The sequence below is a fragment of the Cellulomonas sp. JZ18 genome, assembly GCF_009720485.1.
Taxonomy (GTDB): Bacteria; Actinomycetota; Actinomycetes; order Actinomycetales; family Cellulomonadaceae; genus Cellulomonas.
Map to the genome: position 1 here is coordinate 1,140,302 of NZ_CP045245.1, position 12,213 is coordinate 1,152,514.

Sequence of the window (12,213 nt, forward strand, 5' to 3'; positions counted from 1 at the left end):
CGTAGGTCGCGGGCCCGGAGGGCGTCCGGGACGGTCGGCCCTCGACCGGGGAGGCCGCCCGTCCGGGGCGGACGTGCGCGGAGCGGCGTCAGCGGTCGGCGGCCCGCGGTGCGCCCTCGCCGCGCACCCGGTCGCCGGACGCGTCGTCGTCCTGCTCGGCCTGCAGCTCCTCCAGCAGGTTGCGCAGCTCCGAGCGCACGAAGTCGCGCGTCGCCACCTCCGACAGCGCGATGCGCAGCGACGCCATCTCGCGCGCGAGGAACTCGGTGTCGGCGAGGTTGCGCTCCGCGCGCTGCCGGTCCTGCTCGGCCTGCACGCGGTCGCGGTCCGCCTGCCGGTTCTGCGCGAGCAGGATCAGCGGCGCGGCGTAGGACGCCTGCAGCGAGAGCATGAGCGTCAGGGCCGTGAAGCCGTTCGCCGGGTCGTCGAACCGGAAGCGGTCCGGTCCCCAGTCGGCGTTCCACAGCAGCCAGAGCGCGCAGAACACCGTCAGGTAGAAGATGAAGCGCGGGGTACCCAGGAAGCGCGCGATCGACTCCGAGACGCGCCCCGACGCGTCCTCGCCGACGTGCACGCGCGGCAGCAGCGACCGCCGGCCCTCGCGCGGCTGGTCCAGGCGGTCAGCCACGACGCACCCCCCGCACGACCGGCGTCGGCCGTGTCGGCGGACCGGCGTTCTCGTCGTCCGTCTCGCGCCAGTCCTCGGGCAGCAGGTGGTCGAGGACGTCGTCGACCGAGACGGCGCCCAGCAGGCGCCGCTGCTCGTCGACCACCGGCAGCGCGAGCAGGTTGTACGTCGCGAGCTGACGCGTCACGGACAGCAGCGGCGTGCCGACGGCCACCGGCTCGAGGTCGGTGTCGACGATCTGCCCGATCGCCTCGTGCGGCGCCTCGCGCAGCATGCGCTGCAGGTGCACGACGCCGATGAACCGGCCGGTCGGCGTCTCGAGCGGGGGACGTGCCACGAACACGAGCGACGCGAGGGCAGGGGTGAGGTCCTGGCGCCGCACGTGCGCGAGGGCCGCCGCGATCGACGTCTCCGGGCCCAGGATGACCGGCTCGGTCGTCATGAGACCGCCCGCGGTGTTGTCCTCGTACGCCAGCAGGCGGCGGACGTCCTTCGCCTCCTCGGGCTCCATGAGCTCGAGCAGCTGGGCCGCCTGCTCCTGCGGCAGCTCGCCGAGCAGGTCCGCGGCGTCGTCCGGCTGCATCGCCTCGAGGACGTCGGCCGCACGGGGCAGCTCGAGCGCACGCAGGATCGCGACCTGGTCGTCCTCGGGCAGCTCCTCGAGCACGTCCGCGAGGCGCTCGTCGTCGAGTGCGCTCGCCACCTCGAGGCGGCGCGTCAGCCCCAGCTCGTGCAGCACGTCGGCGAGGTCGGCGGCCTTCATGTCCTCGTACTGCGCGAGCAGCAGCTCGGCGCCCTGGTCGGCGCTCGGCCGGGCGAGCCCGCGCACCTGGTCGACGGGCACCAGCAGCGTCTCCCCGCGCCGGCGCAGCAGCCCCGCCCGGTGGTCCGCCCGGCGCACGAACACCTTCGCGACCAGCCAGTCGCCGTTGCGCTGCTGCTCCATCGCGACGTCCTCGACGCGGGCGCTGCCGGACCCGTCGGCCAGCTCGACCGTGCGGTCCAGGAGCTCGCCGACGACGAGCGTCTCCGACGCGCGCTGCTCGAAGCGCCGCATGTTCACCAGGCCCGTGGAGATGACCTGACCGGCGTCGATGCTCGTCACCCGCGTGAGCGGGAGGAAGACGCGGCGCCGGCCGGGCACCTCCACGACGAGGCCCACCGCGCGCGGGGCACCCTTGAGCCGCACGAGCACGACGACGTCGCGCACCCGCCCGACCTCGTCCCCGAGCGGGTCGAAGACCCTCGTGCCGGCGAGGCGCGCGACGAACACCCTGGTCCCGACGCTGCTCACGCCCGTCAGCCTAGTGCCGCAGGGCCTGCGCGACCCGGTGCGGACCCCCGGGCGCCACCGCCGACGGCGCCGCGGCGGCCACGCCGACCGCGTCAGCGCGCCGGCCCTGCTCCGTGCTTCCAGTAGCCGCAGAACGCGATGTCCGTCTTCGCCACGCCCTGGGCGACGAGGTGCCGCCGCACCCCCTGCGGCAGCGCCTGCTCACCCACGACGAACGCGTACGGCCGCCCGGTGGGCAGCGCCGCGGCCGTGACCGTCCGCAGCGCGAGCGCTCCGGGCACGGCGTGCGGGTCGTCCCGCACCAGCCAGCGCACCTCGATGCCGTCCGGGGCCTCGAGCGGCTGCACGTCCTCACGCGTCGGCACCTCGAGGAACGCGATCCCGCGCGCGTCACGGGGCAGCGCCGCGAGCACCCCCGCGGCCGCCGGCAGGCCCGACTCCTCCGCGACGACGAGCGTCCAGTCCTGCGTCCCGTCGTCCGCGAACGTCACGCCCTCGTCGAGCAGCGCGACGGGGCTGCCGACCTCGCAGCGGGCCGCCCACCCGGCCGCGCTCACCGTGCCGGGCGTCAGGTCGCCGTGCGCCACCAGGTCGACGTCGACCTCACCCGGCCGCGTGGCGCGCACCGTGTAGTTGCGCAGCAGCGGGCGACGCGACTCGGGCATCGTCAGGTAGCGGGCGTACCCCTTGAGGTCCACGCCCGACGGCAGGTGCAGCGCGTCCTGCCCGGGCCGGGGCACGAACAGGCGGAACCACTGGTCGGCGCCGCGGGGCTCGAAGGCCGCGGCGAGCTCGCCGCCGCCGACGGTCACGCGGAGCATGTGCGGCGTGACGCGCCGGCGGGCCAGCACCTCGCCACGCAGGAGTCGCTGGTCCACGGGCTTGAGCAGGGTGCTGGAACGGGTCACGGTGGTCCTCGTCGTCGGGCCGGTGCTCGGGGCGTGGCCGGGGGAAGGGGTCGGGGGACGGCGGCGCGGGTCAGCGCAGCAGGAGCCAGGTCGCCAGCGTGCCGGCCCACGTCAGCGCGACGAGCGCGGTGTCCCGCGCCCGCCACGGCACGCGGTGGCGCTCCGTGCGGGTCGGGTGCGCGCCGAAGCCGCGGGCGTCCATCGCGAGCGCGACCCGCTCGGCGTGCCGCAGCGCCCCCGCGAGCAGCGGCACGGCGTACCCGACGTAGCGGCGCAGGTCCGCGACCGGGCCCGTGCCCGTGTCGGTGCCGCGCACCCGGTGGGCGGCGCGGATGACCGCCAGCTCGTGCCCGAACCGCGGCACGAACCGGAACGCCGCCAGCGCGGTCCAGCCCACCCGGTACGGCACGCGCAGGTGCTGCTGGGCCGCCCGCACCAGGTCCGGGCCGGTCGTGGTGAGCCCGCCCACGGACGCCAGGAGCAGCACGGCGTACAGGCGCGCGACCGTACCGAGCCCCTCGGCGAGCGCCGCCTGCGTGTAGGCGAGCGGCCCCAGCCGGACGAGGACGGGCGAGCCCGCCGTCACCGTCGGCGCGACCCACAGGCCGAGGGCGACGCCGACCGCCACGGCGGCGAGCGGCCCGACGACCAGCAGGCCCACCAGCACCCGGGCGGGCAGGCCACCGCCTCCGAGGAGCACCGCGGCCGCGGCCGCCGCGAGCACGAGCGCGGCCACCGGCTCGTGCCACACCACGAGCAGCACGGTCGCCGGCAGCGTCGCGGCGACCTTCGACAACGGGTTGAGCCGGCGCAGGACGCCGGGACGCACGTCGGGCGCCCACGCCTGCGCCACGGCGGCCGCCGCGCTCACGACCGCACCCCGACGCCGGCCCCGGGGCGCGGCGCGACCTGCGCCGTGGCCGCGGGCGGCAGGTCCGCGAGGCGGGCCACCGCACGCCACGCGGGGTGGCGGCGCACCCGGCGGGTCGCGCGGGCCAGCGGCGGCGGCAGCAGGCCCGCGTCGTCCAGGGCGGTGCCCGCGAGCACCTGCGACGTCGGGCCGGCGGCGAGCACGCGCCCGTCCCGGAGCACCGCGACGTGCGTGGCGTGGTCGGCGACGAGCTGCAGGTCGTGCGTCACGAGCAGGACGGTCGTGCCGTCGGCCACCAGGCGCTCGAGGAGCAGGAGCAGCTCCGTGGCGCGCGCGCGGTCCTGCCCGTACGTCGGCTCGTCGAGCACGAGCACGCGCGCCCCGGTCACGAGCGCCGTCCCGACCGACAGGCGCCGCTTCTGCCCGCCGGAGAGCAGGAACGGGTGCACGTCGCGCTCGGCCGTCAGGTCGAGGCGGCGCAGGAGGTCGTCGACGGCGGCGCCCGTCGTGGCCTCGTCGGTCCCCTGCAGGCGCAGCCCGTGCGCGAGCTCGTCGGCGACCGTGCCGCGGACCAGCTGGTGCTCCGGGTTCTGGAAGACGAACCCCACGTGCCGCACGAGCGTGCGCGGCGGCGTGCGCGCCGGGTCGACGCCGCCCACGCGGACCGTCCCGCTCGGCGGCGGCACGACGCCGGCGACCGCCTGCGCGAGCGTCGTCTTGCCCGCGCCGTTGACGCCCACGAGCGCGAGCACCGCGCCCGCCGGGACGTCGAGGTGCACGTCGTCGAGCACGGTCCGTCCGCCGCGCCGGACCGTGAGGCCGCGCACCTGCACGGCGGGCTCGACCTCGGGCGCGCCCGCCGGCGCCGCGGGCACCTGCGGGGCGGGGAGGACCTCGCACGCGTCGAGCCCTGCCGCGAGCTCGGCCGGGGTCAGGGGGAGCGGGTCCAGCGGGACGCCGGCCGCCCGCAGCCGCAGCGCGGCCAGCGTCGCGACCGGCAGCCACACGCCGAGCGCGGCCACCTCCTCGGCGCGGTCCGCCAGCACCGCACGCGTCGGCCCGTCGAGCACGAGCCGGCCGCCGCGGTCCAGCACGACGACGCGGTCGACGAGGTCGACGGCCGCGTCGAGGTCGTGCTCCACGAGGACGACGGCCCGCGTGCCGTCGGCGACGACCGCGCGCAGCGCCGCGTACACCTCCTCGGTGCCCACGGGGTCGAGGTTGGCCGTCGGCTCGTCGAGGACGAGCACCGGCGAGCCCAGCGCGAGCGCGCACGCGATCGCCAGGCGCTGCCGGCCGCCGCCCGACAGCACGTCCGGCGCGTCCGACCGCCGCTCCCACAGCCCGACGGCACGCAGCGCCTGCTCGGCGCGTGCGAGCACCTCGTCGGCGGGGACGCACAGGTTCTCGGGGCCGAAGCACACCTCGTCGAGCACGGTCCCGGTGACGACCTGCGCGTCGGGGTCCTGGAAGACCATCGCCACGTGCTCGGACAGCCGGGCGACCGTGGTGCTCGTCGTCGGCGTGCCCGCCACGAGGACGCGTCCCGCCAGCTCGGCCGGCACCGCGTGCGGGACGAGCCCGTCGAGCGCCAGGGCGAGCGTCGACTTGCCCGACCCGCTCGGGCCGAGCAGCAGCACGACCTCCCCGGGCCGCACCTCGAAGGTCACCCCGTCCGGCGTCCAGGCCGTGCGGCCCTCGTGCCGGATGCGGACGTCCTCGACGCGGACGCTCACGCGGTCGGTGCCGGGACGTCGGCCGCCGGGGCGGACGCCGAGGGCGCCGCGGACGGTGCGGACGCTGCGGGCGCTGCGGGGGCCGTCGCCCGGCGGCGGCGGTCCTCCGGCAGGCGCAGCCCGCGCATCGCGCCGGTGGCCGCGAGCCGCGCGGCGACGACCCGCGCGAGCCACGTGAACAGCAGCATCGTCCCGAGCAGCAGCGTCGGCAGCGCCACCTGCGCCCAGACCTGGTAGCCGCCGATGTCGTAGTACGTCCACCAGGTCCAGGTGTAGAACGCCGTCCCGACCAGGGGCGCGACGTAGAACACCGGGGCGCGCCACCACCGGTAGCCGAGCAGCGCGAACGGCACCTCGAGCAGCACGGCCACGTAGAGCCACCCGTAGAGCGTCGTGAAGCTGCCGGGCACGAACGGGGCGGCGGCGACCGCGGCGAGCATCGTCGACAGGAAGCCCACGCCCGGGCGGCGGAACGCGGCCAGCGCGATCGTGCCCGGGAGCAGGTAGAACCCGGCGGCGAGGCCCATGAGGAACGGCGCCGCCGTGGCGAGGCTCGTGAAGAGGTAGAAGCTGGGGATGCCGACGAGGCCGCCCCCGACGCCGATCGCGGCGCAGGACAGCAGCAGGCGGGTGCTCCAGCGGGTCATCGCGCGTTCCTCCGTCGCCTCCGGCGGTGCCGGGTCGGGTGGCCGCGTCGTGCGGCCCGCGCAAGTGTGAGGTAAGGCTCACCTCAGCGTCAACGGGTGTCCAGGGTCGTCGCCGCATGCCTGGCGGGGCCCGGCGGCCTGCGGGAGGATCGGCGCATGGCCTTCTCGCAATCCGGTCGGATCCCCAGCACCCCGACGCTGCCCACGGGCGAGACGGTGGCGTCGTACCGCACCTACCTCGAGGCCCAGAAGGCGGTCGACGTGCTCGCCGACAAGGCGTTCCCGGTGCAGCACGTGACGATCGTCGGCACCGACCTGCGCATGGTCGAGCGCGTCCTGCGGCGCCTGTCCTACCCGAGCGCGGCGCTCGGCGGCTTCGCGTCCGGCGCCTGGTTCGGCCTGTTCGTCGGCCTGCTCCTCACGCTGTTCTCGCCGCCCAACAGCGCGAGCGTGCTGCTGCCCGCCATCCTCTTCGGCGGTGCGTTCGGCCTGCTCTTCTCCGTCATCACGTACGCCATGACGCGCAACCGGCGCGACTTCGCGTCCGCGAGCCAGATCGTGGCGTCGTCGTACTCCGTGCTCTGCCACGAGGAGCACGCGCACCGGGCGCGCGCGATCCTGCAGGAGGTCGGCGGCGTGGTCGGCACCGCCCCCGCACCCGTGGCGCCCGTCGGTCCGCCGCCGTCCGACCCGCGGTCGTCGTACCCGGCACCCCCGCAGCAGGGGGCGGCCCCGCAGCCCGGGCCGTCGTACCCCGGGCCGTCGCAGCCCGCCCCGCCGCAGCCCGGCACCCCGCCGCCCGGCACGCCGCAGCCGCCGCCGCAGGCCTGACGTCACGACGACGGGCCGCCGCCCCCGCAGCGGTCGGGGGCGGCCCGTCGTCGTGACGCCCGGGCAGCGGTCAGCCGCGCAGGGTCAGCCCCGCAGGGTCAGCCCCGCAGGGCCGCCATCCACGCCTCGACCGCGTCGGGGTCGCGCGGGAGCGCCGCGGACAGGTTCTCGTTGCCGTCCGCCGTGATGAGCACGTCGTCCTCGATGCGCACGCCGATGCCCCGCAGCTCGGCCGGCACGCGCAGGTCGTCGGACTTGAAGTACAGGCCCGGCTCGATCGTGAAGACCATGCCCGGCTCGAGGACGCCGTCCAGGTAGAGCTCACCGCGGGCCTGCGCGCAGTCGTGCACGTCGAGCCCCAGGTGGTGGCTCGTGCCGTGCACCATCCACCGGCGGTGGTGCTGGTTCTCCGGCAGCAGCGACTCCTCGGCGCTCACCGGCAGCAGGCCCCAGTCGGCCAGGCGGGCGGCGAGCACGCGCATCGCGGCGTCGTGCACGTCCCGGAACCGGGCCCCCGGGACGGCGGCCGCGAACCCGGCGTCGGCGGCGTCGAGCACCGCCTGGTAGACGCGGCGCTGCACCTCGGTGAACGTGCCGTCGACCGGCAGCGTGCGCGTCACGTCGGCCGTGTACAGCGAGTCCGCCTCGACGCCCGCGTCGATGAGCACGAGCTGACCGGGCTCGACCCGGCCGTCGTTGTCCGTCCAGTGCAGCGTCGTCGCGTGCTCGCCGGCGGCCGCGATCGTCGTGTACCCGACGTCGTTGCCCTCCTGGCGCGCGTGCCCGATGAACGTGCCCTCGAGCACCCGCTCGCCCCGGCGGTGCGCGACCGCGGCCGGCAGGGCGCGGACCATCTTGGCGAAGCCCTCCACGGTCGCGTCGACGGCCTCGCGCATCTGCTCGACCTCGTAGGCGTCCTTGACCAGGCGCAGCTCCGAGAGCGCCTCGGCGAGCCGCTCGTCCCGCTCGCCCGCCGCCTCCTGCGCGCGGATATCGGCGACGACCGCCTCCACGGTCGGGTCGGCCTCGGGGACCACGAGCAGCTCGACGCCGCCGGTGCCCACGTCCTTGGCGAGCGCGTCGCGCAGGTCGTCCAGGTGCGCGGTGCGGATCCCCGTCGTCGTCGCGACCTCCTCGAGCGTCGGACGCGCACCCACCCAGAACTCCCCGTAGCGCGAGTCGGAGAAGAACTCGGGCGTGTCGCGCCCGGCGAGCGGGTTCATGTAGAGCACCGCCCGGTGCGCGGAGCCGTCGTCGCCCGTGCCGTCGTCGACCGGGTGCAGCACGAGGACGGCGTCGGGCTCCTGCTCCGTGCCCAGCGCGGTCAGGTGGGTGAAGGCCGCGTGCGGGCGGAACCGGTAGTCCGTGTCGTTGGAGCGGACCTTGAACGTGCCGGCGGGGACCACGAGGCGGGCGCCGGGGAACAGGGCCGACAGGCGCGAGCGGCGCGCGGCCGTGAAGTCCGCGGCGCGCGAGCGCTCGGCGCGACCCTCGGGGCGCTCGCCCCAGCCCGACGTGACGAACTCGAGGAACCGCTCGGACTGCGGGCGGTGCGACCGGTTCGCGTTGCGGTCGGCCAGGTCCTGCTCCTCGCCCGACGCCGGCACGGGCGTCTCGGGGGTCAGGGTCTCGGGGGTCACGTCGTCGGCGCTCACCCGTCCAGTCTGCACCGTCCCGGGCGGTCGACGGCAGGCGGGGTCCCACGACCCGAGCCCGGTCGCGGCGCTAGCGTTCGGCGGGTGCGCATCGACCTCCACACGCACTCGTCCGCCTCCGACGGCACCGAGCGGCCCGCGGACCTCGTCGCGTCCGCGCGCGCCGCGGGCCTCGACGTCGTCGCGCTCACCGACCACGACACGACCGCCGGCTGGGACGAGGCCGCCGCCGCGGCGCGGCAGCTCGGCGTGGGTCTCGTGCGCGGCACGGAGGTGTCCGCGCGCTCGCGGGGGATCAGCGTCCACCTCCTGTGCTACCTGCAGGACCCCGCGCACCCCGCGCTCGCCGGGGAGCTGGCGCGCGCCCGGGACTCGCGCGCGCACCGCGCCGAGCGGATGGTCGAGCGGCTCGCCCGGGACGTGCCGATCACCTGGGCGGACGTGCTCGAGCAGGCGCGGGACGCGGTCGCCGTCGGCCGCCCGCACATCGCCGACGCCCTCGTCGCGCGGGGCGTCGTCCCCGACCGCGACGCGGCCTTCGCCCACCTGCTCGCGACCGGCGGGCCGTACCACGTCGACCACTACGCCCCGGAGGCGCCCGCCGCCGTCGCGGCGATCCGCGCGTCCGGCGGCGTGCCGGTGTTCGCGCACCCCGGGGCCGACGCGCGCGGCCGCATCGTGCCCGACCGCGTGTTCGACGAGCTCGCCGACGCAGGCCTCGCCGGCCTCGAGGTGCACCACCGCGACCACACGCCGGCCCAGCGCGAGCGCCTCACCGCGATCGCCGCGCGCCTCGGGCTGCTCGTGACCGGCTCGAGCGACTACCACGGGACCGGCAAGGCCAACCGGCTGGGGGAGAATCTCACCGACCCGCAGGTGCTGGCCGCGATCGCGGAGCAGGGGACGACGGAGGTGGTGGCCGCGTGAGCGGCGTGCTCGACGTACAGCTGTTCATCTCGGCCTTCGTGACGCTCTTCGTCATCATGGACCCGCCCGGGACCGTGCCGATCTTCCTCGCGCTCACCGGCTCGATGACCCGCCAGCAGCGGGCGCGCGCCGCCCGCCAGGCGATCCTCGTCGCCTTCGGCGTCATCGTCGGCTTCGCGCTGTTCGGGCGGTCGCTGCTCGACTACCTGCACGTGTCGCTGCCCGCGCTGCAGGCCGCGGGTGGTCTGCTGCTCCTGCTCGTCGCGATGGAGCTGCTGACCGGCAAGATGGACGGCTCCGACACCGAGCTCGGCACGCAGGGCAACGTCGCGCTCGTGCCGCTCGGCACGCCGCTGCTCGCCGGTCCCGGCGCGATCGTCGCGACGATGGTGTTCGTGCAGCAGGCGTCGGAGCCGCCGCACTGGGTCGCCATCGCGCTCGCGGTGGTGCTCGTGCACCTGTGCCTGTACCTGTCCATGCGGTTCGCGAACGCGATCCACCGGGTCCTCAAGGACTCCGGGACGATGCTCGTCAGCCGCATCGCCGGTCTGCTGCTCGCGGCGATCGCGGTGCAGCTGCTCGCGGACGCCGTGATGGCGTTCGTCCGCGGGGAGGCCTGACCCCGCGTCGGCCACCCTCGGGACGGAGCACGGCCCCGGTCGGGGATCCCGACCGGGGCCGTGTCGTGCCCGTGCCGTCCGTCAGGCGTCGGCGGGCGTCGCCTCGGGGGCCGCGCCCTCGCCGGAGCCCGCGCCGCCGCGGCCGCGACGACGACGGCGGCGCCGGGGCTGACCGCCCTCGCCGGTGCCCTCGCCCTCGGCGGCCGGGGCGTCGGTGGCGGCCGTCGCACCCGCGCCCGCCGCGTCACCCTCGCCCGCGGCACCGCCGCGGCCACCACGACGGCGCCGGCGCGACCGGCCCTCGCCGGTCGCGTCGCCCTCGGGGCCCTGCTCGTCCGGCCGGCGCTCGCCCGCAGGACGCTCGCCGCGTCCGCGACCCTCGCCCCGGCCCTCGCCGCGTCCCCGGCCCTCGCCGCGTCCCCGGCCCTCGCCGCGTCCGCGACCCTCGCCGCCGTCGCGCGCCGGGCGCGCACCGCCGCCGCGCTTGCCCGTCTCGCCGACGTCCTCGAGCGTCTCCGCCTGCAGGCCCGCACGCGTGCGCTGGTCGCGCGGCAGGCGGCCCGTGACGCCCTCGGGGATGTCGAGGTCGGTGTGGATGTGGTCCGACGACGAGTACGTCTCGACCGGCTCGGGGATGCCGAGGCCGAGCGCCTTGTCGATGAGGCCCCAGCGCGGCAGGTCGTCCCAGTCGACGAACGTCACCGCGGTGCCCTTGTTGCCCGCGCGGCCGGTGCGGCCGGTGCGGTGCAGGTACGTCTTCTCGTCCTCGGGGCACTGGTAGTTCACGACGTGCGTGACGTCCTCGACGTCGATGCCGCGTGCCGCGACGTCGGTGGCGACGAGCACGTCGACCTTGCCGTTGCGGAACGCGCGCAGCGCCTGCTCGCGCGCGCCCTGGCCCAGGTCGCCGTGCAGCGCACCCGCCGCGAACCCGCGCTCGACGAGCTCGTCGGCGACCTTGGCGGCGGTGCGCTTGGTGCGGGCGAACACGATCGTGAGGCCGCGGTCCCGCGCCTGCAGGATGCGGGCGAGGAGCTCGACCTTGTCCAGCGCGTGCGCGCGGTACGCGACCTGCTTGATGTTCTTGACGGTCTGGCGGCCGTCGTCGTCGGGGTCCTGCGCGCGGATGTGCGTCGGCTGCGACATGTAGCGGCGGGCCATCGCGACGACCGCACCCGGCATCGTGGCCGAGAACAGCATGGTGTGGCGCGTCGGCGGGGTCGCCGCGAGCAGCTTCTCGACGTCCGGCAGGAAGCCCAGGTCGAGCATCTCGTCGGCCTCGTCGAGCACGACCTCGGACACGTGCTTCAGGCGCAGGTGCCGCTGGTTGAGCAGGTCGATCATGCGGCCCGGGGTGCCGACGACCACGTCGGCCCCGCGCTGCAGCGCCTCGATCTGCGGCTCGTACGCGCGGCCGCCGTAGACCTGCACGATGCGGACCTTGCGCTGAGTCGAGGCCATCGCGAGGTCGCCGGCCACCTGGACGGCGAGCTCGCGGGTCGGCACGACGACCAGCGCCTGCGGGTCGCCGGGGGCGGCGAGGCGGTCGTAGCCCTCCTCGCCGGGGGCGACGACGCGGTGCAGCAGCGGGACGCCGAAGCCGAGGGTCTTGCCCGTGCCGGTCTTGGCCTGGCCGATGATGTCGTGGCCGGACATCGCCACGGGCAGCGTCATCGCCTGGATGGGGAACGGCTGGCTGATGCCCGCGGCGGCGAGCGCGCGCACGATCTCGTCGCGGATGCCGAAGTCGGCGAAGGAGGCGTCCACGGCCTGCACGGAGGCGGCCCGGCGGGTGCCGGTCGGGACGGCGGTGGGGACGGCGTCGGCGACGGTGCGGTGCTCGTCGGCGGTGACGTCGTCGGCGTGGTCGGTGGTGGCGGCCGGGACCTGCTCGGCCGCGTCGTCGTTCACGGTGGTGTCGGTGGTCACGCGGGACTCTTCACTGGGCGGGGTGGCGGCTCGCGCACCGCACCGGGCCCTCCGTGCGCGTGGCGTACGGGGCCCGGCGGCGGGCGGGGCGGCGCCACGCGGGTTGGCCGGCAGCCGATCGTGGAGGTCGCCTCGCGGGGCGCGGGAGCGGCAGGTGCCGCAGCGGC

At 76.5% G+C, this 12,213-nt stretch carries 11 protein-coding genes; 3 read left to right on the forward strand and 8 right to left on the reverse strand.

The genetic code is table 11. From position 1 onward, the window contains the following. Positions 1-88 precede the first annotated feature (88 nt). The 6 genes from GC089_RS05310 to GC089_RS05335 form a co-directional block, all read right to left on the reverse strand. Positions 89-628 (reverse strand): DUF1003 domain-containing protein, encoded by a 540-nt coding sequence (locus GC089_RS05310; RefSeq protein ID WP_155376764.1) that lies wholly within the window; start codon positions 626-628, stop codon positions 89-91. After that, positions 621-1,922 carry a magnesium transporter MgtE N-terminal domain-containing protein gene (locus GC089_RS05315; protein WP_155376765.1) on the reverse strand — a complete coding sequence of 434 codons (1,302 nt, stop codon included), beginning with the start codon at positions 1,920-1,922 and terminating at the stop codon, positions 621-623. The genes GC089_RS05310 and GC089_RS05315 overlap by 8 nt, the downstream gene beginning before the upstream one ends. 92 nt (positions 1,923-2,014) lie before the next feature. Further along, positions 2,015-2,830, reverse strand: a complete 816-nt coding sequence (locus GC089_RS05320) for a siderophore-interacting protein (RefSeq protein WP_155376766.1) — start codon at positions 2,828-2,830, stop codon at positions 2,015-2,017. Positions 2,831-2,900: 70 nt separating this feature from the next. Next, a complete protein-coding gene (locus GC089_RS05325; protein WP_155376767.1) occupies positions 2,901-3,701 on the reverse strand; it encodes an energy-coupling factor transporter transmembrane protein EcfT in 801 nt (266 codons plus the stop codon). After that, a complete protein-coding gene (locus GC089_RS05330) occupies positions 3,698-5,437 on the reverse strand; it encodes an ABC transporter ATP-binding protein (protein WP_155376768.1) in 1,740 nt (579 codons plus the stop codon). Before GC089_RS05330 ends, GC089_RS05325 begins: the two co-directional genes overlap by 4 nt. Then, positions 5,434-6,084: an ECF transporter S component gene (locus tag GC089_RS05335; RefSeq protein ID WP_155376769.1), complete on the reverse strand. Its 651-nt coding sequence runs from the start codon at positions 6,082-6,084 to the stop codon at positions 5,434-5,436. Before GC089_RS05335 ends, GC089_RS05330 begins: the two co-directional genes overlap by 4 nt. Positions 6,085-6,240: 156 nt before the next feature. On the opposite strand from GC089_RS05335, the gene GC089_RS05340 reads away from it, so the two are divergent. Further along, positions 6,241-6,915 carry a general stress protein gene (locus GC089_RS05340; protein ID WP_155376770.1) on the forward strand — a complete coding sequence of 225 codons (675 nt, stop codon included), beginning with the start codon at positions 6,241-6,243 and terminating at the stop codon, positions 6,913-6,915. A gap of 98 nt (positions 6,916-7,013) precedes the next feature. On the opposite strand, the gene GC089_RS05345 is transcribed toward GC089_RS05340, so the two are convergent. Beyond that, on the reverse strand, positions 7,014-8,540 hold the full coding sequence (locus GC089_RS05345; protein WP_196250888.1) for an aminopeptidase P family protein: 1,527 nt from the start codon (positions 8,538-8,540) through the stop codon (positions 7,014-7,016). Between the two features lie 114 nt (positions 8,541-8,654). Between GC089_RS05345 and GC089_RS05350 the strand changes: the two genes are divergently transcribed. Continuing rightward, positions 8,655-9,497, forward strand: coding sequence for a PHP domain-containing protein (locus tag GC089_RS05350; protein ID WP_155376772.1), 843 nt, complete (start codon positions 8,655-8,657; stop codon positions 9,495-9,497). Then, the gene (locus tag GC089_RS05355) at positions 9,494-10,117 is read left to right on the forward strand and encodes a MarC family protein (protein WP_155376773.1); all 624 of its coding nucleotides are present in this window, start codon (positions 9,494-9,496) and stop codon (positions 10,115-10,117) included. The genes GC089_RS05350 and GC089_RS05355 overlap by 4 nt, the downstream gene beginning before the upstream one ends. A gap of 81 nt (positions 10,118-10,198) precedes the next feature. Here GC089_RS05355 and GC089_RS05360 read toward each other — a convergent pair whose 3' ends face one another. Then, positions 10,199-12,046, reverse strand: a complete 1,848-nt coding sequence (locus GC089_RS05360; RefSeq protein ID WP_370514071.1) for a DEAD/DEAH box helicase — start codon at positions 12,044-12,046, stop codon at positions 10,199-10,201. Positions 12,047-12,213: the final 167 nt, after the last annotated feature.

Coding starts and splice junctions, on each gene's coding strand:
- GC089_RS05340 (WP_155376770.1), top strand. CDS start 6,241: ATGGCCTTCTCGCAATCCGGTCGGATCCCCAGCACCCCGACGCTGCCC.
- GC089_RS05335 (WP_155376769.1), bottom strand. CDS start 6,084: ATGACCCGCTGGAGCACCCGCCTGCTGCTGTCCTGCGCCGCGATCGGC.